The following is a 25,976-nucleotide window of genomic DNA, read 5'->3' on the forward strand; positions in this document are numbered from 1 at the left end:
TTGTGATAAAAATTTATCTATTAATTACTTTTGTTTATGCATACTGTAAATACAGTTTCCTTATTTTCCTTACTTTCTACATCTATTGTTCCAGAATGTAAAGTTAATATCTTCTTTACAAGTGTAAGACCTATTCCGCTCCCCTCAATTTTATGTCTGCTTTTATCTCCACGATACATTCTTTCAAAAACATAAGGTAAATCTTCTTTTTTAATTCCAATTCCATTATCCTTAATTTTAGTGATAACTGAGTTTATATCGCTACTAATATTGACCCATACAGTTCCATTTATATTGTTAAATTTAATTGCATTAGATATAAGATTTATAAATACTTGTTTCAATTTATCGTAATCGCCTACTACAATAAAATTTTCACCTTCTTCTTTATTAATAATTAACTTTATATTTTTTTCATCAGCAGCAATATTAAAATCACTAATTACATTTGAAATAAGCTCCTCTATATTAACCCTTCCTAATTTAAGCACTATTTCATCTGACTCTATTTGTTTTAGTGAATTCAAATTATTTAAAAGCTTGCCAAATCTTATTACTTCATCATTTAAGCTATTAAGTTTATCAGTAGTTACAGGTATAATTCCATCTATCATTGCCTCTAAATTATTTTGTAACACATTTAGTGGAGTTCTAATTTCATGTGATATATCTGAAATAAGACGCTTTCTTAATAAATCCTGACTATTTAATTTCTCACCTAAATCATTTATGCTCTCTGTTAAATTCCGAATTTCTTCAATATTACTTTTTATATTTGATCTAGAATTATAATTTCCTTTTGATAAACTTACAGAAGTTTTTGAAACTTCTTTTATTGGTTCAGAAAATTGCTTTGATATAATAAGACTTATCAATGCTACCACTAATAATGTTAATATTCCACTAAATACAATACTCTTATTAATTTGTGTCTTGAAATTGATATCTTCCTGAGAAAGTAATACAGGAGAATATTGACCTACAATGATATATCCTACCGTTTTATTATTTACATTTATATCAAAAGTATTAGCGGTATAAACTCCCGTTTCCTGCATACCATTAACTGTGATATGATTTTTTTCTCTTATATCTTCATGATTCATTTCCCATACAACTTTTCTATTATCATCTAAAAGACTTAAACAGTAATTACTCATATACGCTTCATGCATCATTTCTTCCCCTGAAGTACTATTCCATCCACCATCACTTTTATAAACTTGTTGAAAGTATTCTACTAACCTTGTATTTCTTTGAGTTTGTATATTTTCCATATACCTATTAAATGTATCAGTTATAGTTTTATTTACAATTAAAGCTGATAATAATACAGTAGCTACTGCGCAAAATATTATAATAAAACTCAATCTTCCCCTAATACTTTGCTTCATACTTCATCACCAAATTTATAACCAATTTTTGTAACAGTAACTATATATTGAGGAGACTTGGTATCTTCCTCAATTTTCTTACGTAAATTTTTGATATGAACATCTATACTTCTATCTGAGCCATCAAATTCGATCCCAAAAGCTCTCTCTATTATTGCTTCTCGTGTAAATACTTTTCCTTGATTTGAAGCTAAAATATATAATATATCAAATTCATTTGGAGTTAAACTTATTTCTTCTCCATTCAATTTAACTAATCTCTTATCAAAATCAATTATTAATTTGTTATCATTAAAAGAAAGTACATTTTCTTTTCTTGTTCTTACTCTTCTAAACAATGCATTTACACGCGCAGTAAGTTCTCTTGGACTTAATGGTTTTGTTAGGTATTCATCTGCTCCAATATTTAAGCCTTCAATTTTATCGCTTAATGTACTTTTAGCAGTTAGCATAAAAATATATACATCTGATATTTTTCTTAATATCTTACAAACTTCTTCACCATCAATATCTGGAAGCATTAAATCTAAAATTACAAGATCAATTCTTTCCTTTCTAAAAACTTCAATTCCATCTAATCCATTTTCAGTGGAATACACCCCATATCCTTCTCTTTCCAAATATGCTTTTACAACGTCTGATACGCTTTTTTCATCTTCAATTATTAAAATGTTGTTCATAACATTTCCCCCCATATAGTTAATTTTAATATTACTTTATCATATATTTAATAATTTAACTAAAAATTATTCCTCCAATAAGTTCTCTTATTATTTTAAATTTCAAATTCTGTTACACTTAATAAAAGAAAGTACTTCAAAATGATTGAAAATCATTTTGAAGTACATCCTTAATGGCAGCATCCTCCACCGCCTTTGAATACTCTAAAAACTATAAAAGCAACAACTGCAATTATTAATATTGTGGCAACCATTTTCCTCATCCTTCCTGCTATCTATCACTTGAAAATGATTCTTATTATATATTAAAATTATGTAGAAATTATGAAGATAATGATTATTACAAAATAGAATTTTTAGTAATTCTTATATTAGGATAAAAATGCTTTAGATACTGACAAAACTACATTTGCTACTTGGCTAGGATAAATTCCAAGAATAACAAGTACTGTCATAGATATAGTTAGTGCTAATTTTGTACTTATGGATACCGGAATTGATTCAAGTTTAGTAGGACTTTCTCCAAAATACATAACCTTAACAACTTTAAGATAGTAATATACTGATATAACGCTCATACCAATACTTAAAAATGCTAACCATATCTGTCCCTTTTCTATTATAGATAAAAATAAATAAAACTTACCTATAAATCCTGCTAAAGGTGGAATTCCTGCTAAAGAAAGTAACGATATAAGCATAACAGCTGCTAAGAAAGGTGATCTCTTAGCTAAATAAGCATAATCTTTAATTTCATCGCTTCCTGTTGCCTTTGAGACAGCAATTACAACTCCAAAGGCTCCCATGTTTGCAAACAGATAAAACAAACTATAAAGTAAAATTGATGCTACACCAAGGTTTGAGTTAGCAATAATCCCTAGCAAGAAATAACCTGCTTGGGAAATGCTTGAGTAAGCAAGCAACCTTTTAATATTAGTTTGAGGAATAGCAACTAGATTTCCAAGTACTAAAGTTATAACAGCTAAAACAACAATTAATTCGATCCAGTAGCTTGACACAGAGGGCATACCAGTCATAAATAATCTTAATAAAACTGCTAAACCTGCTGTTTTAGATGCTACCGCTAAAAATACTGTAATCGAAGTAAGTGCTCCTTCATAAATGTCTGGAGCCCACATATGAAAAGGAACAATGGCTATTTTAAAAGCAAAACCTGCAATTAAAAATATCATGCCTAGTATTTCTAATGGTGCTATCTGTCCTGTGACCAGTGCTTCTGCAATTTCTTTAATAGCCGTTGTTTGAGTAATCCCATATATTAAACTTAATCCATACAAGAAAATTGCTGAAGACATTGCACTTAAGATAAGGTATTTTAAACTTGCTTCTTTTGATTTATCATCACCTTTATAAGCAATTAAAACGCAAAAGGATATAGTCATTAATTCTAGCCCTATATATATTGCAATGAGCTCTCCCGATGATACCATAATCATCATTCCAAGTAGCGCAGACACAATTAATGCATAGAACTCTCCTTGTTTTGAAACCAGATGATCTCTAGAAATTAGCACTGTTAATACTGCAGCTATCAAGAAAAGCTGTTTAAAAAAAGTACTAAAAGGATCATTAATATAAGCTCCACCAAAAAGAGATTGTGACTGACTTCCATTCAATAGTGCCCCACTAAATAATGATACTATTAAAATTATAAATAGACATATTCCTGTAAATAAACTAAGCTTTTCTTTATACCTTTGCAGTAATAAACTTGCTATCAAAAGTACAAGACATAAAACTGCAGTTAAAAGTTCAACTATATAACTCATAATTAAAATCCTCCCATTATCATTCCTATGTCTGATATCTTACCCATAAGTGACATTGCTCCACTATGAATAAGGTCAATTAGTGGTGAAGGGAATAAACCAAAAAATATTAATACACCTGCGAGCATCACTATAGGTATCATTTCCACTCCTTTTGCATCCTCTAAATGATCCCATTCTTCTTTTCTTGGACCAAGAAAAGTGCTTTGAATTACCTTTAATATATAAGCCGCAGTAATAACAATTCCTAGAATAGCCATTATTGAGATTGCTTTAAAAGGTATTACTGAAAATAATGTTCTTGGTTCATCATGAGATCCTAAAAATATTAGAAATTCAGCAACAAAATTGTTTAGCCCTGGAAGTCCCAAAGATGCAAAACCAGCAATTATAAAACCAATGGCTACTCTTGGCATTTGATGTATTAAACCACCAAACTTAGCTATTTCTCTTGTATGAGCCTGATGATAAATATTTCCTATTAGCGTAAAGAATAATGCTGTCATAATACCATGGGCAAACATCTGAGCTACTGCTCCATCTATTCCTTCAAAGTTTAATGAAGCAATTCCGAGTAGTACGTACCCCATATGGCTTACACTAGAATAACCAATTACAAATTTCAAATCCTTTTGAGCCATAGCAACCATAGCACCATATACTACATTAGCTATTGATAGCGCTGCAATTAAAGGAACCCAGTATTTTGCACCTTCTGGAAATAAAAACACCCCCGCGCGGATAATTCCATAACCACCTAGTTTCATTAAAACACCTGCATGAAGCATACTTACAGCTGTTGGCGCAGCTACGTGTCCATCTGGAGACCATGTATGAAAAGGCCACATAGGAACTAATATACCAAAACCTATTAACATTAGGAAAAAAGTAAATTTTTGAAAGCTGGCGCTATATTCAATAGTACTTAGGGTTTGTATGTCAAAACTTCTTATTCCTAAATTATTAGCATATACAAAGGTCGCAATAATTCCAATTAGAATAAATGCACTTCCTACTAATAAATATAAAGTAAGTTTCATTGCAGCATAATTTTTTCTTGTACTTCCCCAAACTCCAATTAAGATATACATTGGAATAACAGCTATTTCAAAAAATACGTAGAATAAAAATAAATCTCTTGAAATGAATACCCCAAAAACACCTGCAACTAGTAAAAGCAGGAAAATGAAAAATTCCTTTATTCTTTTTTCCATTTTCCATGATGAAAAAACACCTGCAAAAATAACGATAGCAGTAAGCAATATTAAAGGTATGCTTAAACCATCCGCACCAACAGAATAATTAATTCCAAAGGCAGGTATCCAAGAATAGGTTTCTTGAAATTGAAGTTCTCCCATTTCCTTATTGTAAGTAACAAAAGCTATAATCGAAAGCAACAATGAAATAAACGTGACAATTGCTGCTGTAACTTTTATTTCCTTTTCCCTACTTTCTGGAAGCAAAAGTATTATGATTATACCCAAAATGGGTGCTAATAATATTGATGTTAATATCGGAAATTGCATCTACATCCCTCCTAAAATCGGTGCTGCGAGCCAAAGAATTATCAAAGCAATTGCTATGAAAAAGATTAGAGCATAATTTTGCACTCTGCCCGAATGAATAAGTCTAAGCTTATCTCCTATTCTGATTATGAAAGAAGTCGTGTTATCAAAAATTCCATCTACTACGTTACGATCGCACCAATTGAAAAGATAAGAAATATTTAAAACTACTTTTTCATATATCCATTGATAAAGTTCATTTATATAATATTGATTAAAAAGAAATTGATGAATTGATCTAAACTTCACACTTAGAGCTTCACTTGATATTACTTTTTTACCATAGATAAGCCATCCAAGTAGTATTCCTCCAGATGCTGCTGCTACTGATTCACCCATAACCATTAAATTTTCTTCAGGAATTTGAGATGTTTGAAAGTATATATATGAAGCAAATGTTTCATTTATAAAACCATAAATTACTGAAAAAACTGATAATATGATTAATGGTACAGTCATACACCAAGGAATTTTATGGACAGAATGTTTTTCTCTTTCTTCTCCAAAGAAAACTATAAAAACTAAACGCGCCATATAAAATGCTGTTAAGAATGCTGTGATCAAACCTAAATAATATAAAAATATATAACCATGTTCGTAAGTTACAGTTAGAATTTCATCCTTACTAAAGAAACCTGATAGAGGTGGAACCCCAGCTAATGATAAAGATGCAATAATAAAAGTAATACTGGTGATTTTCATCTTTTTAATTAAACCACCCATTTTAAAAATGTCTTGTACACCAATAGCATGAATAATACTACCTGCACCTAAAAATAATAATGCCTTAAAAAATGCATGGCTTGTAAGATGAAACATTCCAGAAGTAAATCCGCCTACTCCCATTGCCATAACCATATATCCCAATTGACTCATAGTTGAAAAAGCCAATATTCTTTTTAAATCTCTTTGAACTATTGCAATTGTACCTGCCATGAATGCAGTTATTCCACCAATGTACGCAATTACTAAACTTACTTCATTTAAAGAAGAAAATAATATATAACCACGCGCTAAAAGATATACTCCAGCTGCAACCATAGTAGCTGCATGAATCAATGCACTTACTGGTGTTGGCCCTTCCATGGCATCTGGAAGCCAAACATGAAGTGGAAATTGAGCTGACTTTGCTACTGGTCCTGCAAAAATTAATAATGCTATTATAGTTAAATAAACAACATCTTGATATGCTGGAATACTCGCAGCTAGTTCTCTAAAGTTAAAAGTTCCAAAAGCCATGAAAAGGCAAAGCATTCCAACTAAAAATCCGAAATCTCCAACTCTGTTTGCGACAAACGCCTTTTTATTAGCCTTTACAGCTGAAGGCCTGTCATAGTAAAAACCAATTAGAAGATAAGAACATAACCCTACGAGTTCCCAGAAAAAGAACATTTGAAAATAGTTATTAGAAATTACGAGTCCTAACATTGAGCTAGTAAATAGAGATAAATTCGCAAAAAATCTTGAAAAACCTTTTTCTCCTTTCATGTAACCCAAGGAATATATTTCAACCAATAAACCTATAAAAGTCACGATTATAAGCATAGTTGCTGTAAGTGGATCAATTAATACTCCTACTTCAATCTTAATTGGAGCTGATAGCCACGAAACAGCATATTCAACAGGTTTATTTATGCTAACTTTCGAAGTAATAACCTCATAAAAAACACCTAAAGAAAATATAAAAGAGAGAACCATCCCACCTATTGCAATTGCTGAACTAATTCCTTTAGATTTTTTTGTAATAAACCCAATAATTAAAAATGCAATTGCAGAAAATATGGGAATCATCCACGCTAAATCTATAAATCTCATCATAACACCTACCATTTTAAAATATTGAAATCTTCTACATTAGATGTAGTATGACTGCGATAAATATTTAAGATAATAGCTAGACCTACAGCAATTTCAGCTGCTGCAACAACAATAACAAATATTGCAAAAATGTGTCCTGTCACCTTTTCTGGTGCTAAAAATTTATTAAAAGCTACTAAATTAATATTGACTGCATTCATCATAAGTTCCACAGACATTAATACACTAATAACGTTTCTTTTTGTAATAGCTCCGTAAAGACCGATGCAAAATAAAGCAGATGCGAGTATTAGATAACCTTCTAAACCAACCATTTAATTCTTCACTCCTTTTGCTAAAATAATAGCGCCTACCAAAGCTACTAATAATAGTAATGCAGAAACTTCAAATGGAATTATATAATTTCCAAAGAATCCATCTGCAATAGCACCAATGGTATTTTCTATATTTAAATTCTTATACGTAAAGTTACTACGTAAAATTAAACGTGTAATAATCCCAAAGAATCCTAAACAAAATACTAAACCTGTCCATCTTAATTTATTAAATGGATTACTATTTTTCATATCACTTTTGCGAGAAAGCATTATTGCAAACACAATTAAGATTGAAATAGCTCCAGCATAAATTAAAATCTGTGCTAATGCTAAAAAATCAGCTCGAAGCAAGATGAAAACCACTGCTATACCTATGAATGTTAAAATCATTGATAAAGCACTATGGATAATATTTTTTGAATGAACGACACCTATAGCAAAAGCTATAATTAAAAATGCTATAGGCCAAAAAACAAAAGCTGATATCATAGCAATTCCTCCTTATTAAATAGGGTTAACTTTGTTTCAGCCCTACTATACGCACTTAATTCAAAATCTGAAGTAACCTGCAGAGCCTTACTTGGACAGCTTTCAACGCAGAGTCCACAAAAAAGGCAATATTCTAATTGCATATCATATTTGGTTAAATGCTTTTTATTATTTTCATCTTTATAACTCTCTACATTGATAACTCTATTTGGGCAGCTCAAAGCACAAATGCTACATGAAATACATTTTTCTGAATCCAGTTTAAAAGAACAACGAGAACGTAATGGAAGCTTTGGATGTTCTTCTGGATACTGCTGAGTAATATTTTTTTCAAATAAATGTCCAAGTGTTACTCTAAGACCATTTAATAATCCTTTACCAAACATTAAATTCACCTCTTAACTAATTGTGGCATATTCAAGAAATAATAAGTCATCATGCTAGTCTATTTCTAGTCATACTACGTCAGCATTTTTACCTAATAGGCCCACTATGAGATAAAAATACTTCCTTGTCTGACTGAAAATATACATCGCATCATGGACTTATTGTTTTCTTTCATATACCTAACTGAAATATTTTAATGCCTATTCCAGTTAGTAAAATGTTTATTAGAGAAATAGGAATAAGATATTTCCAGTTTAAAGACATCATATGATCTAACCTAAACCTAGGAAAAGTCCAACGAACTAACATAAGCAGTAACACTATTACGTAAGTTTTTAGGATAAACCAAATCCAAGAAGGTAATAACGGACCACTAGCTCCTCCTAAGAATAAAGTAGCTGTAAGTGCTGAAACAGCAAACATATTTGTATACTCAGCAAGATAAAAAAGTGCATATCTCATTCCGCTATATTCTGTGAATGGACCAGCTACTATTTCCTGCTCTCCTTCAGCTAAGTCAAAAGGAGCTCTATTTAACTCTGCAGTCGCGGCAATAAGATAAATAATAAATGCAACAGGCTGTAAAAAAATGAACCACACTTTATTTTGAGCTGTAATAATTTCTGTTAACTTTAAAGAACCACTTATCATAACTACTCCGAGAAGAGAAAAAATCATAGGTATTTCATAACTTATCATTTGAGCAACTACTCTCATCCCACCTAAAAGGGAATACTTATTATTAGATCCCCATCCTGCCATTAATACAGGTATTGAAGAAACTCCAGATATAGCTAAGAAATAAAGCAATCCTAAATTTAAATTTACAGCGACCATATTTTTTCCAAAAGGTAACACAGCATATATTAATAAAGCAGGAACCATAACTAACAATGATGCCATTACGAAAACTAATTTATCTGTCTTTTCTGGAATAATATCTTCTTTACCGAGAAGCTTAACAACGTCAGCTACACTTTGAAATATTCCTTGTGGCCCAAATCTATTAGGCCCTGGACGCTGCTGAAGATAACCACAAAATTTTCTTTCTAAATAAATCAAAAACATAGCATTTAATAAAACAAAAGCTACAATCCCAATAAAATAAACTAAGCTCATAATAATACTTACAAAGGCATTTGGTATTCCCAATGCCAAAGTTAAACTTTTAATCCAATTAGATATATTTAAAAATATATTCTCCATTTCTACCTCCTAAGGCACATGAAAATAAATAACAAGTTCAAAGTTGCCATGATTATTTTTCATCAGGCAAGGAGACAAATTGCCCTTATAGTGGCCCTATTAGGTCAATTTGCCGACGTGAGCAGTGAACCCAAATCTATGATTTGGTGTGAATCGCTTACTCAGTGAGCGTATGCGAATCGAGCTTCCCATGATGGAAAATGGGCACCTTAGAAAAAAGCAGCTATGCTGCATATAAGAACTTTTCTGGCAAATGGACTTGTTATTTTTTGAATGCGCCTGAACTACCTATCAATTTCGCCTAATATAGGATCGAGTGATGCGAGTATTGCAACAGCATCCTGAATAGTGCTTCCACTCGCCATTTCAGGAAAGGCACCTATATTAACAAAAGATGGGCCATGTATGTGAATTCTATACGGTTTATCTGATCCATCACTTACTAAGTAATATCCGAGTGTACCTTTAGAACCTTCTATTTGATGATAAATATCTCCTTTGGGCGGTTTTATCAGCCTTGGAACTTTAGCTAAAACCGGACCTTCTTCAATTTGTTCTAGTGCTTGCTTAATTATTTTTATACTCTCTTCCATTTCTCCAATACGCATTATCCATCTTTCGTAGCAATCGCCATCTTTTCCGACAATTACTTTAAAGTTAAAACGCTCATAAATACCATATGGTGAATCACGCCTTAAATCTAAATCAATTCCCGAAGCCCTAAGGTTTGGACCTGTTAAACCGTAAGCTAAAGCTTTTTCTCCACTAATTATTCCAACACCTTTAGTTCTTGCTTGAAATATTTCATTACCAGTAATGATACGTTCATATTCAACAAAACTCTTATCCATGTCATTAAGAAAATTTTCTAAACTTGCGATGAGCTCTTCAGGTACATCGTAGCTTACTCCACCGATACGCATATAATTTGTAGTCATTCTAGAACCACAAACCATCTCTAATAAATCTAAAACTTTTTCTCTATCTCTAAAAAAGTACATCCAAGGTGTATGTCCATTTAGATCAAGAGCCATACTTCCTAAAAAAACTTGATGACTTGCTATTCTCTGCAATTCAGCCATTATTATACGAATGTATTCTGCTCTTTCTGGAACTTCAATCCCAGCAAGCTTCTCTACTGTTTGAACGTAACCTAACTCATTTAACATTCCAGATAAATAATCTAATCTATCAGTATAAGGTATAAATTGATTATAAGTTCTGGATTCAGCTAACTTTTCTATACCTCTGTGCAAATAGCCTATAACATTTTCTACATTGACAATGTGCTCACCATCTAAAGTAAAAATTGCTCTATATACACCATGAGTACTAGGATGCTGCGGTCCAAAATTTAAAGTCATTTCTTCAGTATGCAAATCTCTGTTATGTTCCATTATAAAACTTCCTCCTTCCTACCTTCGCTTTTCAACCTTAAAATCTTTTCTAAGCGGATGTCCTACAAAATCATCTTGGCATAATATCCTTTTTAAATCTGGATGACCAATAAAATTGATTCCGAATAAATCATAAGCTTCTCTTTCCTGAACATTTGCTGCAAGCCAATATTTAGTTAATGAAGGAACTTCAAGTTTCTCATCAAGTTTTACCTTAATTCTAATTAGTTCATTGGTTGTTAACGACATAAAATGATAAACACAGCTTAGTCTTTCTTCTTCAATCGCTGTTAAATCAACTAAAAAATTAAATCCATAATCTTTTACCTTTTTTATAACATCCATAAAAATATCTAATTCTATATGGATAACAATCTGAGTGTGTTCTATAATTTCAATATCTTGCTTATACCCTGTTTTTAATCCTGAAATCAGATTTTTACTAGTTTTACTCACCTTTGCACACCTCTTTCTGATGAATAATTTTTTCTTTTAAAGTTAAAAGCCCATGGATTAATGCTTCTGGCCGTGGAGGACATCCTGGAATATAAACATCTACTGGTAAAAATGTGTCAGCACCTGGAACAACATTATAGGAATCTACAAATGGTCCCCCACTAGTTGCACAGCTTCCCATTGCAATTACCCATTTAGGTTCTGGCATTTGGTCATAAATCTTTTTAACTATAGGTGCCATTTTTTCAGTAATTGTTCCTGCAACAATCATCAAATCTGCTTGTCTTGGTGAAGCACGGAAAACTTCATATCCAAAACGTGCAATATCATAACGAGCACCTCCTGCTGCCATCATTTCAATAGCACAGCATGCGAGTCCAAATGTTAACGGCCAAAAAGAATGTGCACGGAAATAATTTAAAGTATCATCTAATTTGGTTAAAATAATATTTTTTTCTATTTTTTCTTGAATATTTTTATCTTGTATAAAATTTATTTCCACTCTAATGCCCCCTCTTTCCACGCATACCATAAGCCAATAATTAAAATTCCTACAAAAATAACCATCTCAAAAAGTGCGAATAATCCTAATGATTTAAATTTTACTGCCCATGGTAATAAAAATACTGTTTCAACATCAAAGAGTAGAAATACTAAACCGTACATAAAGTAACTTACCTTGAATCTAATCCAAGTTGGTCCAGTTGTTTCAACACCACACTCATAAGTAGATAATTTTTCTTTATTTGGCTTCTTCGGTCTTACTAAGGAAGCTGTTAATAAAACAACCATACCAAAAATAAATGAAGCGATAAGAAAAACTCCAATAATCAAATAATCCTGTATCATTTTTATCTCCTTTCAAATTAACCTTTAGTGTAAAATAATTTCTTTGATCCTCTCAGACGAGGTATACTCTTTAAAAACTATCAAGTAATTAGCATTTTTTTCTTGTTCAAATATTATCAAGTTTTTATGTAGTTATTATGTAGAAAACCTATATGAAAGCTTTAATATTTTCTTTTAAAACACGTAAAAAAATCACAATATATAAATCTATAAGAAATATTCGTTAAAAATAATCTGTTTAAATAAAAAAAACAGAAGCCTATTTAACATAAACTTCTGATGATTTATTAAAATATAATTGCAATTATTAATCCAATAACTACAGCCAAATGATATTTTAGACCAACCTGTCCTATAAGTCCCATACTCCTACCTTTTGTTTGAGCACTTTTTTCATATGAAAGAAAACTCCTAATTGATTTATAGGGATATATTAAAATTACAGGTAATAACACGACAATTGGATAAATGCTCATTAACACTAAACAGACTGTTAGTACAAGTAACATTATTACATTAAAAACCCAAAGCTTATTTGAATTTTTTTTACCTATCATAATAGGCAGTGTTTTTCTTCCAGCTTCCCTATCCTCTTCTATATCACTTAAATTATTTGTTAGTAATATAGTACTAATAAATAATACTGTAGGGACTGCAACTAAAATTGTATTTATATTAAATATACCTGATTGAATATAAATCACTGTAGTAGTTATACCAATTCCCATCGTAACTCCAGATATAATCTCTCCAAATGGCGTATATGAAATAGGTAAAGGACCAAATGCATATAAAATTGAAATAAGACCTCCTATTGCAGCAACTAGTAAAATGTAATAGCTTGTTTGACTAGCTAAAAAAATACCAATCATAAGAGCAATAAATTGGTATAAGACTATTATAAATAATACTTGCGTAGATGTAGTTTCACCGCTAACTAGAGCTTTTTCATCTTCACTCTTATTATTGTCTGCTCCACGTTTATAGTCAAAGTAGTCATTAATCATATTAGTAGCACTTTGAATTAATATCATAGCAATTGCTAATAATATAATATACAAGACATTTAATTTTCCAAAAGCATACCTTGAATAAACTGACCCTAAGAGTACAGGAACTAATCCTGCAACAAGAGTTTTTATATCCATAAGTTTTATTATTGTTTTAAATCCCATCTTTCCCTTCTCCTCATCAAGACCTTTAATCTTTTTTATTTTATATTTCATAATACAAAATATTTATAAAGATTTTATGAAGAAATCGATCATAGTAATACAAATTATATTCAGTAACTATGCTTTCTCTATTCTTAGTTTGGTCGTTAAAATATTCGTAAAATGATAGTGCTAAGAAGCTACCTGTAATATTATAAACATTATTAAAACCTAAGTTTTGTAGTGCTAATGTTGCATTATAACTTTTTTGACCAGTTCTACAATGTAAACATACTGGTTTGTCTTTTGACATATCATTTATCCTTTGTCTAAGCTCACTTAATGGAATATTAATTGCGTTTTTAATATGTCCATTAGCATATTCTCCTCTTTCTCTAACATCTATTATATAAGCATTACATTCAACAAGTCCTCTGACTAGATCTATATTAACCTGCTTAAAGTCAACCATTATAATAATCAAAAGTTCTTAATATTTGGTCAAAAAATGTATTATTGTCTGCTTAGTACTTCAGATATAAATTTTTCTTTTCCTACTCTATCCATTACTGTCGAGATTCTTTCTCCCTTTACTCCAATTTCTCTATAGCATTCCATAATCTTATCAACTACAAATACTATATCTTTTTCTTCGAATATTTTTCCTAAAGAATCCCCTATTCTTATTCCTCGTCCAAATCTTCCACCAACAAAAATTTCTGCACCTTTTTCTTTAATACCAACTGCATTGGTTCTACATAGTCTAGAACATTCACCGCAACTTACACATAATTCTTCATGATATACTACTTTTCTATTTACTACCTCTAATGCTTTTTGCCTGCAGCCTTTAACACAAATTCCACATCCAACACAGTTGTCCAAATTAAATTCTGGGATTGTCTTTCCCATTATTCCAATATCATTTATATTAGCTTTTGCACAATTATTTGCACAACCAACTATTCCTATTTTGCACTTATGAGGAGTATCTGTAGCAAAATATTTTTCCTCTAGTTCTCTGCAAATTGCCTGAGTATCAATGTTACCATGCAGACATACAGTTCCTTTGCATGCAACTAATGGCCTTATTTTCTGACCTGTTCCACCATGACGTAGCCCCAAAGATTTTGCTTCTTCCATTACTTTTTCTGCATCTTCATCTTTAATCCAAGGAACTTCAATTTGAAGTCTTGTTGTAAGTCCTGAATACCCTCGTCCATATTTTTTAGCAATCCCATTTATGTTGTTTAATTCTTCAACTGTAAAATTTCCTGCTCTACTTAAAAACCTTACTGCATAATGTTCCCTATCATTTTGTAATAAAAAACCTAATGCCTTCATTTCTTTTTGTCTCTTCTCATTAACCATAATAATCATACATCTCCCTAACTATGAATTACTAATTCTTTCTCATTTTGTTTCAGTATAATAGATATATGATAATAAATAAAATATAAATACCTAATGATAACCATTAAAATATTTAATGATTCGAGATCTAAAATGCCATAATGAATATTCTTACCCCTACAATAGCTAATGCAACTGCAAGACTTCTAATTATATCTACTCCGTGAATCTTTTTTGAAAGCTTCGCACCTAACTGCGCTCCAAATAATACACCTATAGATAAGGCAGCTGTTTGGATAAAGCTTGACTGAAGCACTCCATTGACTATATGAACCATAGTTCCTGATAATGACATTACTGCTAGAACAAAATGCGAAGTAGCAGTTGCAATATGAACGGGGTAATTTAATATATTGACAAGTACTGGAACATGTATTATTCCTCCTCCTATACCTAAAAAACTAGACATAAAGCCGACAAAAATACTTACAACTATTCCAGTTACAGGATTATATGAAAATGTATGTTCTACCCCTTCAATATCTACCACTGTTCTTGTAATATAGCCATTCTTAACTACTAATCTATTTTCTGCTTTCTCCTCCTTGGTTCTTAATATCAAGAATATAGATATAATAACCAGTAACACACCAAATATCCCATTAAAAAGCTGCCTTGGTACGTATGATGTTATTACTGATCCTAATATTGATCCAGGCAGTGTTGCTATTGCAAAAATTATTCCTGATTTATAATCAATACGTTTCATCCTCGAATAAGCAAAAGAGCCAGATAATGCATTAAAAAATACAACTGCTAGAGAAATACTAGTTATTGTATCTGGACTCTTATCTGGATATAACAATAATAAAATAGGTACCAGTATAAATCCTCCTCCTGCACCTATTAGAGTTCCAAATGCTCCAACTAAAAATCCTAAAGGAGTTAACCATAAAAATTGTATCAAATTTAAAACCTTCTTCCATAACAATTATGCATTATAATTAAACAAGTTTCTAAAATTTAAAAACTATTAATTATATTAATATAACTCTCCTATATTATACACTACCTTTTAACCATTTTGGATATAAGTTTTAAATTTTATATTTCAAAACACAATTTTGTGCTTAGTTCCTTACTTTATAGTAATTTTATTATATCCAATTGCTTTTTTAGGGCATTCAATAACACACTTTCAACATTGAATACAATCCGGATGGCTTAGTTTAAAAGGCAACTAATCACTTTCCAACTAAACTTCTAACCTTACTTGTTTGGCTCTTTTTTATCTTATAAAATTGCTCTTCTATTACCAGTAACTTTATCACACTACAAAATAATATATTAGGGCAAAAAAATAAGCCGATATATCGTTAAAATATCAGCTTACCTTTTACTTAACATTGTTCTAACCTCATTAAGTTATTTGCAAAATTTCAGTTATTAAACAAATGCTATTTTAAAATATTATTAACAAAAGGAACTCTTAAATTGAGCTCCTTTATTATAGATAAAATTATAAAATTTACTCTTTATAAGTATTCCCTTTAGATTTGCTATTATAATAACTTGCAGCTATAAATATTATCCAGGCAATAACTCCTGTTAAACTTATTAACTGAGCCATTCTAAAACTTCCTATCATTAAACTATCTGTTCTCATTCCTTCAATTATGAATCTACCTATAGAATACAATCCTATATATGTAAAAAATACTATTCCATTTTTTTTGCATTTTCTGAGCATAATCATCAGAATTATAAATATAGTTAAATTCCAGAGAGATTCATATAAAAAAGTAGGATTATAATACAATCCATTTATATTCATCCCCTTTTGAATGAACATAGGAAAATGCTTAATAAATTCATAACTAACTACATCACCATGTGCCTCTTGATTAAAGAAATTCCCCCATCTTCCTAGAGCCTGAGCTAAAATAATTGAAGGTGCTGCCACATCTGCAAACTTAATAAAGCTTAATTTTTTAATTCTTGTATAAATTAATGCTGTTCCTAATGCAAAAATTAGCCCACCATGTATTGCAAGTCCACCATTCCTTATATTAAAAGCATTAATAATATTATCTTTATAGTTATCAAATTCAAATATTACATAATATAGCCTTGCACCTATTATACCAATTGGAATAGATAATAATACAATGTTTAGCAAATTATCATAATCAACTTCTCTCCACTTACAATTATATTGAGATATTAATATTCCAAGCATAATACCCGTTGCAATTAATATTCCATACCACCTAATATCAAATCCTCCAATTGAAAATGCCACTGGATTCATAATTTCACTTCCTTATCTTCTAATTTTGTATTTTTTGTATAACCATAGCACAAGCTCCTACAGCTATAGATTTATCTTCAAAATATCCACCCCTAATAAATTGAATATTATTATTTTTTATGTGACACTTCTGAAGAGCTATTTCTTTTGTAGTTTCATAAAACAACTTTGATTGTTGTATTAATGGACCACTTAAAATTATAAGCTCTGGATTAAATAACTTAATATAATTTGAAAGTCCTATACCAAAATATAAAGCCGTATCTTTGATAATACTCATGGCCACTTCATTTTCTCTTTCTCCAAGGCTACAAACATCTGTATAATTAATATCATTTAAATTTTTATTTAACCAAGATACTCTATTTTCTTTTATTTCATCTATAAACTTTTTTGTTATATTGGATATTGATACATAACTTTCTATACATCCATAATTTCCACAGGAACACAACTCTCCATCAGCATCAACAACCATATGTCCAAATGCATCTTCTACATTGTTAATAGTTCGAATTAGAACTCCAGATGATATGATCCCAGTTCTTATTCCTACACCACAGTTAATATATGCTATATTCTTTTTACCTTTCCCAATTCCAAAGTTATATTCGCCTATAACAGCTGCATTAGCACCATTATCTATGCATATTATTGTATCAAATTCTCTTTTTAGTTCATCTTTTAATTGATCAGAATTAAATCCACCAACTATTCCTATTCCAATTCCAATAATTGCTGATTTTTGTATTTTTAATTTCATACAACATTCTTTTATAACATTAGGTATAATTTCAGATATTGTATTCATATCATATTCATGGCTTAATAATTTTTCTTCTAGTATTTTTAATTTCAAATTTGTTATGACTATTCTAGTGTAAATTCTTGAAATATCAATTCCCATAATATAAAATTCACTATGATTTACATCATATAAACTAGGCTTTCTTCCTCCTGTAGATTCTCCAATGTCACTTTCCACAATGATTTTTTCGTCAATTAATATTTTAAGATCTCTATTTAATGTAGTTAATTTTATCTTAGTTATGTTTGCCAATTCATTTTTAGCGATAGGACCATTTTCTTGTATAACGCGAAAGATATATCTGCACCTATCATTTAACGATTCAAAACTTTTATATGCTTCCAAGAAACTCGCTCCCTTTCTCATATTAGTATATCATCTTTTAGCCATTATGGATATAAGTTTTAATTTACTTCAAATATATGTGTAATTTTAACTCGCTTTATTTCATTTGACTATTAATTCCTTGATGATAAATAAATGGCAATTTCAATTCTCTACGCACCTTCCCTTAGCATATTCTAGGCAGCATACTTCCCTCTAAAGGCGATAATAATCTCTTTCCACCAAATCCGTTTTCTATAAATATATTCTGATTAGACTCTTTAACAAATTCACCTATAATTCTCGCTCCTTTCCCTTGATCAAGTGAGCGAATTATATCAAGTACTTTTTGGGACTCGGTTTCTTTAACAACTAGTACCATTCTTCCCTCACAAGCCATATATAATGGATCTAATCCTAAAAGATTATTTATAGACTTAACACTTTCACTAATTGGAATTTCCTTTTCTATTAGGTGTATCCCAAGCTTGCAAAGTGATGAAAATTCATGCAATACAGTGGCTAATCCGCCTCGAGTTGGATCCCTCATTATTTTTATTGAAGGAAACTGTTCCTTAAGTTCTTCTATAAAAGGAAATAGTGGTGCACAATCACTTTTATAGTCTCCTTTGACCTTTAAGTTATATCTCTCTACTGCAATTGTTGTTCCATGCTCACCAATTTCCCCAGTTACTATAATTTTATCTCCTTCTTCAATAGGTTTTACTTCATATCCGTTAATTATATATCCGATTCCACTTGTATTAATGAATATTCCATCTACACTTCCTTTTTCAACTACCTTTGTATCTCCTGTTACTATCTTAGCTCCACATTCTAAACATGTTTGCCCCATAGACTTAACAATTTCTTCAAGGCTTCGCATTGAAAATCCTTCTTCAATTATAAAACTCGAACTTAAATAAAATGGCTTTGCTCCAGATACAGCTAAATCATTAATAGTACCACAAACTGCAAGCTTTCCTATGTTTCCCCCAGAAAAAAACAGTGGCTTTACCACAAAAGAATCTGTGGTGAAAGCCATTTTTCCTTGTACTGCTGTAAATGTTGCTGAGTCTTGCTCTTGTAAAAGAATATTGTTATTAAAATATTGGTAAAAAAGCTGCTCAATTAATATTTTTGTATGCTTTCCTCCATCACCATGAATAAGCTTAATCATTTCATTCATTTATTCCACTCCCCTATACTTATAAAAAATAGAGCAAGATCCCTCCATAGATACCATACAAGGTCCTATTGGATGCTCTGGTGTACAACCTTTTCCAAAAAGCTCACATTTATTAGGTAATTTCTTCCCCAATAAAATCTCACTGCATGCACAAGTTCTAATATAGTTTTTCTCAGAAGTCTTACTTAAATTTATTCCAAATCTTTCAGAAGCATCATACTTTTTATATTTCTCCCTCAAAGTAAATCCAGAATCTTTAATAACTCCTATTCCTCTCCATTCATGTTCGCAATATGTGAATACTTCACTCATTAATTCATTTGCCCTTTTGTTTCCTTCTTGGCTTACACAAGTTTTATACAAATTTTCAAAACTTTTTTCAGTTTTATTTTGTTGTTTCGTTAAAAAATATAAAGCAGTAGCAATATCTAAAGCTTCAAAACCTGCAATTACTGCTGGAATATTATATTCCTCTACAATAAATTTAAAATAATCTGCTCCCTTTACTGCTGCTACATGTCCTGGACACATTAATCCATTTATATTATGATTAGGCTGCTTAAGTATGTAATGGAGTATTGGCTCCATTCTTTTCATTCCTATTAAAAATGAAATATTTCTTATATTTTTTTCCTTTGCTATCTTTACAGCTAAAGCAATTATAGGAGTAGTAGTTTCAAAGCCTACTCCAAGAAAAACTATTTCTTTATCTTTATTTTCTTCTGCAAGTGCTATTGAATCTAAAGGTGAATATAATACTTTAATATCTTTTCCTTTTTCTCTTTGCTTAATTAAATTCTCTCTACTTCCATTTACTCTCATCATATCACCAAAAGTACTTAAAATCACATTTGAATTCTTAAGTAATTCTATAGCTGCATCTATATAACCTTCTGGAGTAACACAAACTGGACATCCTGGTCCTGACAATAAATTTATATTAGAATTAACCAACTGTCTAATTCCAAGTTTTGAAAGTGCCTGAGTATGAGTTCCACAAACTTCCATGACATTAAACTTTTTGACTTGAGACTTTTGAATTTCGTTAAGAATATTTTTAATCAAGATTTCTTTATTCATACTTTTTCCTCGCTATTAAGTATTGATTGAAATATCCTTTGTAATTCTTCAAAATAATCCTTGTCAATCTTTTGAATAGCACAGCCTGCATGAACTAAAACATAATCTCCCACTTTTAGTTCTTCAATAAGCTGAATATTAATTCTGCTCTCTAACCCCATAATATCTATTATTGCACTATAGTTATCTATATTTCTAACTTGTGCTGGAATTGCAAGACACATAAACTTACCTTCCTTCTTTATTTACACTTACAAAAATCGTAAATCAATATGACAACCTATTTTTCATAACACAGCATCAGTAGATTAGCTTAGTAAATACAATATGAGTTCACTTTGCTTCTTAGTCTTATGAAAAATATACACGACAAATTTGAATACATCATTTCTTTTTAAGAATTGCATTTGCAACATGAAGCTGACCAAAAGAAATTCCTTCATCATTAGTTGGAATTTGTTCATTATAAAACACTTTAAATCCTTGCTTAATTAGATTTATATATATTCCTTTTAAAAGATAGTTATTTTCAAAAACACCACCACTAAGAACAACTTTATCTATATGCTCCTTTTCTCTAAGCTTACAAACTAAATCACATGAAGCTTTAATAAGTGAGTTGTGAAATTTAGACGATATCTTAGAAATCAATTCCTTTTTCTGAATATCTCTCAAGATTCCTTCAATAATGCTTTTATATTGAATATTAAAAATACCATTTTCCTCTTTAATATCCCATGAATAACTTTCTTTAATTTTATAATCAATAATATTTTCTAATTCTATTGCTGCCTGTCCGTCATAAGATATACTATTTCTGATTCCACATAAGGCTGTTACTGCATCAAACAATCTTCCAACACTTGAAGATAAAAAACAATTTATTTTTGAATCTAAAGCTTGTTTAACTACTTTAATTTTTTCATTATCTACTCCTTGAATTATTTTTTCTGGATCATAACCCAAAGCATATAAATAACTTAAAGCACATCTCCAAGGTTCTTTTATAGCTTGTTCTCCTCCTTGGAGATTTACATATTTCAATTGCCCTGCTCTTTTAAATACTCTTCGATTTCCAACCAAAAATTCGCCACCCCATATTGATCCATCAAGTCCAAATCCAGTACCATCAAATATAATTCCAATTACAGAATCATAAATAGAATGTTCAGCCATGCAGCTAACCATATGGGCATGATGATGCTGTACTTCTATTTTTCTCATTTTCTTTTCATTTGCATATTTAGTACTTGAGTATGCTGGATGCATATCGCATGCCAATACTTCTTCATTAATATCAAATAAATTGCAAAAATGTTTTAGCACATATTTAAAATTCTTATAACAATTAAATTCTCCTAAATCACCTAAATACTGACTTAAATATGCGTATCCATTTTTAGAAACACAAATAGTACTTTTCTGCTGCCCTCCAATCGCTATAATTTCATTTTTAACTCCTGTTTTTAATGAATAAGGTCTATATCCTCTTGCACCACGAACAACCTTTTCTACTTCACCTATGACTTTTACAACAGAATCATCAACCTTAACGTAAATCTCCCTGTCATTCATCAGAAAATAATCTGCCACTGCATTTAAATGTTTTAGTGCTTCTTCATTTTTATGTTCCATTGGCATACTGCTTATATTTCCACTAGTCATAACTAAAAGATCTAACTTTTCATTAAATAATAGATAATGAAGGGGTGTATACGGAAGCATTACTCCTAGACTATTTTGCTTTGGTGATATAGCCTCTGGCAATATGAAAGGATATTTCTTCTTTAAAATTACAATGGGTCTCTTATTACTGCTTATTACTTCCTCTTCTTTATCTGATACATAGCAAATCTCTTTGATAACTCCAATATCTTTAGCCATCAAAGCTAATGGTTTATCTTTCCTTTGTTTTCTACTTCTAAGCAAATTAATAGCTTGCTCATTTCTTCCATCACAAACTAGATGAAAGCCTCCAATCCCCTTAATCGCCAATATTTTTCCTTCTTCAATAAGTGAAACAGTTTCTTTAATAGGATCTTCGCACTTAATCTGATCTCCACGATTATTTGTTAAAAAGAACTTCGGTCCACAATTTCCACAACAATTTGGCTGCGCATGAAATCTTCTACTGAGTGGATTCTCATATTCCTCTTTGCATTCATCGCACATAGAGAAGTCTTTCATAGTAGTATTCTGTCTGTCATATGGCAAAGCCTTTATAATTGAATACCTAGGTCCACACTGAGTGCAATTTGTGAAAGCATATTTATAACGAAGATTTCCTTTACTTCGGATATCTTCTAGACATTCATCACAAACTGCTATATCAGGTGAAATAAATCTCATTTCATTCTTTTGTTTAGTACTCTCCTTAATAACAAATTTTTTATAAATATTTTCTTTAATTACGAATTTATTTTCATCTAAACATGAAATAGTACTAAAATCTTTTTTAATTAAAGTGCACTCAACTCTTTCTATTTTTGCAATACTGGGAGGTCTTTTTATAACATTAAAAATAAACTGTTTTATATTTTCCCTCTCACCTAAACAGTCAATTACTACGGCACCACCTATATTTTGAACAGATCCACGAATTTTAAAATCTTTTGCTTTTTCATATACAAAGGGACGGAATCCAACCCCCTGAACAATTCCGTAAATTTTTACTATATATCTCATATATTAAAGACCTTCTCTATTTATATGTTATGAGCTATCGCACTAAGTAATTTTCATTCTATATATTGTTTTGTATACAAAAAGGCAAACTCAATATATTGTATAATGCACTACTAAAGTGATAGCCACTTGTTCTAATTTTCACCCTGATCATATCTAACGATGTATTGGGATAATATCGAGTTTCCAATATAGACTTCTAATTTTCATTTTGTTCGCCTTGAATACTTTTAAGAATTGCAGTTTGATCCTGTATATCTTCCCTCTGTACATTAATTTTTGTCCATTTTCCAACTAACTTTGAATCAAAATTCTGAAGATGTTCATAAAGATTCTCCTCATTAACATGACTTCTGTGATTTACAATAACAGTGAATGTTTTAACTTTATTAATATTATTAGTTTCACATATATTCTTTAATTCTTCTGAAATCTTACTTAATAAAATAGTATCATGCATATTTTTCACTACCCCTTCATTTATTTTTTGACTGTAACTTAAGTACATATAATTCTATTTCATCTAAAATCTTTTTAGAAATCCCTTCTAATTTCTCTTGTAATTCTTCGCTCAATCCCAAGCCAATTCCAACATCATTAACTTCGATTCCATAAATTTGCCCTTTAGTACCTGGATAAAAAAGTTTTAATAAATCCAAGAAATTATAACTATGCTGGGAATATCCCTTTTTCTTAGAAACAAAATTATCTAACTGCAAACAAGTGATTTCACCTGGACTTTTTCCATAATATGCAGCATCCAAAATAAATATATAGTCATCTTCTTTTACACTGGCAATACTGTATTGAACATCGGTTTCTCCATAAATAACTTTAATATTCTTTTCTAAAAGCTTTTTTTCTATCTTTTTTGCCACTTCAATTCCTATACCATCATCCCTCATTAAAACATTTCCAATAGCAATCACTTTAATATTAGAGTTTACCATAATATATATTTCTCCACTTTCTATAAATAAACGAATTTCAATCCAAATTTATACTTTAAAATGTATTCCACACTAGAAAGAATGAATACTCTTTTGTGTAGTGTTGCATCTGAGAATATAGCTGTAGGTATTTCTTTAGCAGAAGTTGTTCCACTGTTGCTTGTCATGAGCTTCCCTCAGGAGCATGCAACAGTGGGTGCAACTTCTGCTATTAGAAATCCACAGCTGTATTCTCCAGCAACCGAAACAACAGAGTATTCATTCTTTCGGCGAGTTATCACATAAGTATGCTTTTTAACTTGTTTATCTATGCATATATTTTTAAACCAAAACCTCTACTATTTCTGTATCACCTGATGATCCAATCAAATGAGTTGCACAAGATACACATGGATCAAATGATCTAACAATACGACCAATTTCTATAGGCTCTTTAATATTGTTTAGCTTAGTTCCAATCAAGGCTCTTTCTATAGTTCCAGGAAGATTTGACTCATCCTTAGGTGATAAATTCCATACGGTTGGTGTTATGATATTATAATGATTAATAACATTTTTATCTATTTCGATCCAATGACCAAGAGCACCTCTAGTAGTATCAGTTAAACCTACACCATAAGCTTTTTCTGGAATATTATAAGTTTTTTGATTGTTAGGTTTTAGTTCTACCCTTTCAATGAGCTTATTCATTATCCCTATAATCTTCTCTGTTTCCAATACCCTTGCAATATTTCTATCCATACATGAATGTCCATTTGTGTATTGTCCACTTACTATTAATCTTGCTAAAGGACCAGCCTCCATAGGAAGTCCTAAATAACGAGGAGCTTTTATAAAAGTGTACGCATCTAACTTAGATAAATCTACTTCTTCCAATCCTTCGTCCCTTTTATACCACGAATAATGGATTTGCTCTGTGATTTTATCTGGCTCTAAAGGATATTTTACATTATCCTTCATTACTCCTGGCTTAACATAAGTAATCTCAGGATCTTCATATTTATCAAATACTCCATAAGTCATAAAATATGGATAAGATTGTCCTTTTTTAAAATAGTCAGAGTAATATTTCGAAATAATCTCTACATCTTCTATCATTATATTCTTTACAAAAGATTCTATTTTTCTAATAATACTTTTTACCTTTTCTAGCTTATATGCGTCTATATTCACAGTAACTCCACCTACAAAAATCCCATGGTTATGAGGAGCTTTTCCTCCTAGAAGTGCTAATCCTTCATGAGCTAATCTGCTGAGTTCAATACTTTTTACATAATCCTCTTCTATTTTTTTGTTTATTTTATCTGGTAATCTGTAATCAGTATATTGTTGTTCTTCTATTAGTTTTATGTTTGATATCTTTACATAGCTTGGCATAGACAAAAGGTAAAAATGTCTTAAATGATTTTGTATAAACTCAAAACCATGTAAAATATCTCGAATATAATTATCATTTAGGCTAACAGTTACTTTTAATGCATCTTCTAATGCTAAAGTAGAAGCCATTGAATGAGCTGTAGAGCATATTCCACAAATTCTCTCTGTAAAATATACAGCATCTAAAGGTGACCTTCCTATTAACATTTTTTCAAATCCCCTGAAAAGTAGTCCACTGGCATTTGCTTTAGCAATTGTATTTCCTTCTACTTCTGCTTTTATTTCCAAAAAGCCACTGATTCTCGTTACTGGATCTATAGTTATTGTTTTGCCCATAACTCCTCCTTATGGCATAATTAATAAAATAATTTATCAGTATGATTGTTCATCATTTTAT

26 protein-coding genes and 1 pseudogene are annotated in these 25,976 nt (G+C 30.6%); all 27 read right to left on the bottom strand.

Annotated features, from left to right (window positions below; translation table 11 throughout):
* Nucleotides 1-20: 20 nt before the first annotated feature.
* The 27 genes and pseudogenes from PZA12_RS15175 to PZA12_RS15305 all read right to left on the bottom strand — a co-directional run bounded on the left by PZA12_RS15175 (nucleotide 21) and on the right by PZA12_RS15305 (nucleotide 25,915).
* Entirely contained in the window at nucleotides 21-1,394 is a 1,374-nt protein-coding gene (locus PZA12_RS15175) for a sensor histidine kinase (protein ID WP_078116272.1), read from the bottom strand.
* Nucleotides 1,391-2,074, bottom strand: a complete 684-nt coding sequence (locus PZA12_RS15180; RefSeq protein WP_017209181.1) for a response regulator transcription factor — start codon at nucleotides 2,072-2,074, stop codon at nucleotides 1,391-1,393. Before PZA12_RS15180 ends, PZA12_RS15175 begins: the two co-directional genes overlap by 4 nt.
* A gap of 371 nt (nucleotides 2,075-2,445) precedes the next feature.
* A complete protein-coding gene (locus PZA12_RS15185; protein ID WP_181005988.1) occupies nucleotides 2,446-3,864 on the bottom strand; it encodes an NADH-quinone oxidoreductase subunit N in 1,419 nt (472 codons plus the stop codon).
* A 2-nt stretch (nucleotides 3,865-3,866) separates the two neighbouring features.
* Nucleotides 3,867-5,390, bottom strand: coding sequence for a complex I subunit 4 family protein (locus PZA12_RS15190; protein ID WP_103698195.1), 1,524 nt, complete (start codon nucleotides 5,388-5,390; stop codon nucleotides 3,867-3,869).
* Nucleotides 5,391-7,244 carry an NADH-quinone oxidoreductase subunit L gene (gene nuoL, locus PZA12_RS15195; RefSeq protein WP_242984831.1) on the bottom strand — a complete coding sequence of 618 codons (1,854 nt, stop codon included), beginning with the start codon at nucleotides 7,242-7,244 and terminating at the stop codon, nucleotides 5,391-5,393.
* An 8-nt stretch (nucleotides 7,245-7,252) separates the two neighbouring features.
* Complete coding sequence (nuoK, locus tag PZA12_RS15200) at nucleotides 7,253-7,561, bottom strand: NADH-quinone oxidoreductase subunit NuoK (protein WP_078116267.1); 309 nt, start codon at nucleotides 7,559-7,561, stop codon at nucleotides 7,253-7,255.
* Nucleotides 7,562-8,053: an NADH-quinone oxidoreductase subunit J gene (locus tag PZA12_RS15205; protein WP_103698193.1), complete on the bottom strand. Its 492-nt coding sequence runs from the start codon at nucleotides 8,051-8,053 to the stop codon at nucleotides 7,562-7,564.
* Entirely contained in the window at nucleotides 8,050-8,439 is a 390-nt protein-coding gene (locus PZA12_RS15210) for a NuoI/complex I 23 kDa subunit family protein (RefSeq protein ID WP_103698192.1), read from the bottom strand. The genes PZA12_RS15205 and PZA12_RS15210 overlap by 4 nt, the downstream gene beginning before the upstream one ends.
* A gap of 172 nt (nucleotides 8,440-8,611) precedes the next feature.
* On the bottom strand, nucleotides 8,612-9,646 hold the full coding sequence (gene nuoH / locus PZA12_RS15215) for an NADH-quinone oxidoreductase subunit NuoH (protein WP_103698191.1): 1,035 nt from the start codon (nucleotides 9,644-9,646) through the stop codon (nucleotides 8,612-8,614).
* 284 nt (nucleotides 9,647-9,930) lie between these two features.
* A complete protein-coding gene (locus PZA12_RS15220; protein ID WP_103698190.1) occupies nucleotides 9,931-11,043 on the bottom strand; it encodes an NADH-quinone oxidoreductase subunit D in 1,113 nt (370 codons plus the stop codon).
* Between the two features lie 18 nt (nucleotides 11,044-11,061).
* Nucleotides 11,062-11,499 carry an NADH-quinone oxidoreductase subunit C gene (locus PZA12_RS15225; protein ID WP_103698189.1) on the bottom strand — a complete coding sequence of 146 codons (438 nt, stop codon included), beginning with the start codon at nucleotides 11,497-11,499 and terminating at the stop codon, nucleotides 11,062-11,064.
* Nucleotides 11,492-11,995, bottom strand: coding sequence for an NADH-quinone oxidoreductase subunit B (locus PZA12_RS15230; RefSeq protein ID WP_206490939.1), 504 nt, complete (start codon nucleotides 11,993-11,995; stop codon nucleotides 11,492-11,494). The genes PZA12_RS15225 and PZA12_RS15230 overlap by 8 nt, the downstream gene beginning before the upstream one ends.
* Complete coding sequence (locus PZA12_RS15235; protein ID WP_103698187.1) at nucleotides 11,992-12,348, bottom strand: NADH-quinone oxidoreductase subunit A; 357 nt, start codon at nucleotides 12,346-12,348, stop codon at nucleotides 11,992-11,994. Before PZA12_RS15235 ends, PZA12_RS15230 begins: the two co-directional genes overlap by 4 nt.
* A gap of 287 nt (nucleotides 12,349-12,635) precedes the next feature.
* On the bottom strand, nucleotides 12,636-13,523 hold the full coding sequence (locus tag PZA12_RS15240; protein WP_103698186.1) for a prenyltransferase: 888 nt from the start codon (nucleotides 13,521-13,523) through the stop codon (nucleotides 12,636-12,638).
* Nucleotides 13,524-13,563: 40 nt separating this feature from the next.
* Nucleotides 13,564-13,968: pseudogene (locus PZA12_RS15245) on the bottom strand (rhodanese-like domain-containing protein); the annotation flags it as partial.
* Between the two features lie 47 nt (nucleotides 13,969-14,015).
* Nucleotides 14,016-14,882, bottom strand: a complete 867-nt coding sequence (locus tag PZA12_RS15250; protein WP_173713854.1) for a 4Fe-4S binding protein — start codon at nucleotides 14,880-14,882, stop codon at nucleotides 14,016-14,018.
* A gap of 121 nt (nucleotides 14,883-15,003) precedes the next feature.
* Nucleotides 15,004-15,822: a sulfite exporter TauE/SafE family protein gene (locus tag PZA12_RS15255; protein ID WP_103698185.1), complete on the bottom strand. Its 819-nt coding sequence runs from the start codon at nucleotides 15,820-15,822 to the stop codon at nucleotides 15,004-15,006.
* A 561-nt stretch (nucleotides 15,823-16,383) separates the two neighbouring features.
* Complete coding sequence (lgt, locus tag PZA12_RS15260; protein WP_077837924.1) at nucleotides 16,384-17,166, bottom strand: prolipoprotein diacylglyceryl transferase; 783 nt, start codon at nucleotides 17,164-17,166, stop codon at nucleotides 16,384-16,386.
* A 19-nt stretch (nucleotides 17,167-17,185) separates the two neighbouring features.
* Nucleotides 17,186-18,319 (bottom strand): ROK family transcriptional regulator, encoded by a 1,134-nt coding sequence (locus PZA12_RS15265; protein ID WP_181005987.1) that lies wholly within the window; start codon nucleotides 18,317-18,319, stop codon nucleotides 17,186-17,188.
* 166 nt (nucleotides 18,320-18,485) lie between these two features.
* Complete coding sequence (hypE, locus tag PZA12_RS15270) at nucleotides 18,486-19,487, bottom strand: hydrogenase expression/formation protein HypE (RefSeq protein WP_103698183.1); 1,002 nt, start codon at nucleotides 19,485-19,487, stop codon at nucleotides 18,486-18,488.
* Entirely contained in the window at nucleotides 19,488-20,567 is a 1,080-nt protein-coding gene (gene hypD / locus PZA12_RS15275; protein WP_103698182.1) for a hydrogenase formation protein HypD, read from the bottom strand.
* A complete protein-coding gene (locus tag PZA12_RS15280) occupies nucleotides 20,564-20,791 on the bottom strand; it encodes a HypC/HybG/HupF family hydrogenase formation chaperone (RefSeq protein ID WP_077837920.1) in 228 nt (75 codons plus the stop codon). Before PZA12_RS15280 ends, hypD begins: the two co-directional genes overlap by 4 nt.
* A gap of 160 nt (nucleotides 20,792-20,951) precedes the next feature.
* A complete protein-coding gene (gene hypF, locus PZA12_RS15285; RefSeq protein ID WP_103698181.1) occupies nucleotides 20,952-23,252 on the bottom strand; it encodes a carbamoyltransferase HypF in 2,301 nt (766 codons plus the stop codon).
* 199 nt (nucleotides 23,253-23,451) lie between these two features.
* Nucleotides 23,452-23,712, bottom strand: coding sequence for a hypothetical protein (locus PZA12_RS15290; protein ID WP_078116249.1), 261 nt, complete (start codon nucleotides 23,710-23,712; stop codon nucleotides 23,452-23,454).
* 16 nt (nucleotides 23,713-23,728) lie between these two features.
* The gene (locus PZA12_RS15295) at nucleotides 23,729-24,202 is read right to left on the bottom strand and encodes a hydrogenase maturation protease (protein ID WP_078116248.1); all 474 of its coding nucleotides are present in this window, start codon (nucleotides 24,200-24,202) and stop codon (nucleotides 23,729-23,731) included.
* Nucleotides 24,203-24,222: 20 nt separating this feature from the next.
* On the bottom strand, nucleotides 24,223-24,369 hold the full coding sequence (locus PZA12_RS15300; RefSeq protein ID WP_161223037.1) for a hypothetical protein: 147 nt from the start codon (nucleotides 24,367-24,369) through the stop codon (nucleotides 24,223-24,225).
* A 154-nt stretch (nucleotides 24,370-24,523) separates the two neighbouring features.
* A complete protein-coding gene (locus tag PZA12_RS15305) occupies nucleotides 24,524-25,915 on the bottom strand; it encodes a nickel-dependent hydrogenase large subunit (RefSeq protein WP_078116247.1) in 1,392 nt (463 codons plus the stop codon).
* Nucleotides 25,916-25,976: the final 61 nt, after the last annotated feature.

Source organism: Clostridium beijerinckii, assembly GCF_036699995.1.
GTDB lineage: Bacteria > Bacillota > Clostridia > Clostridiales > Clostridiaceae > Clostridium > Clostridium helianthi.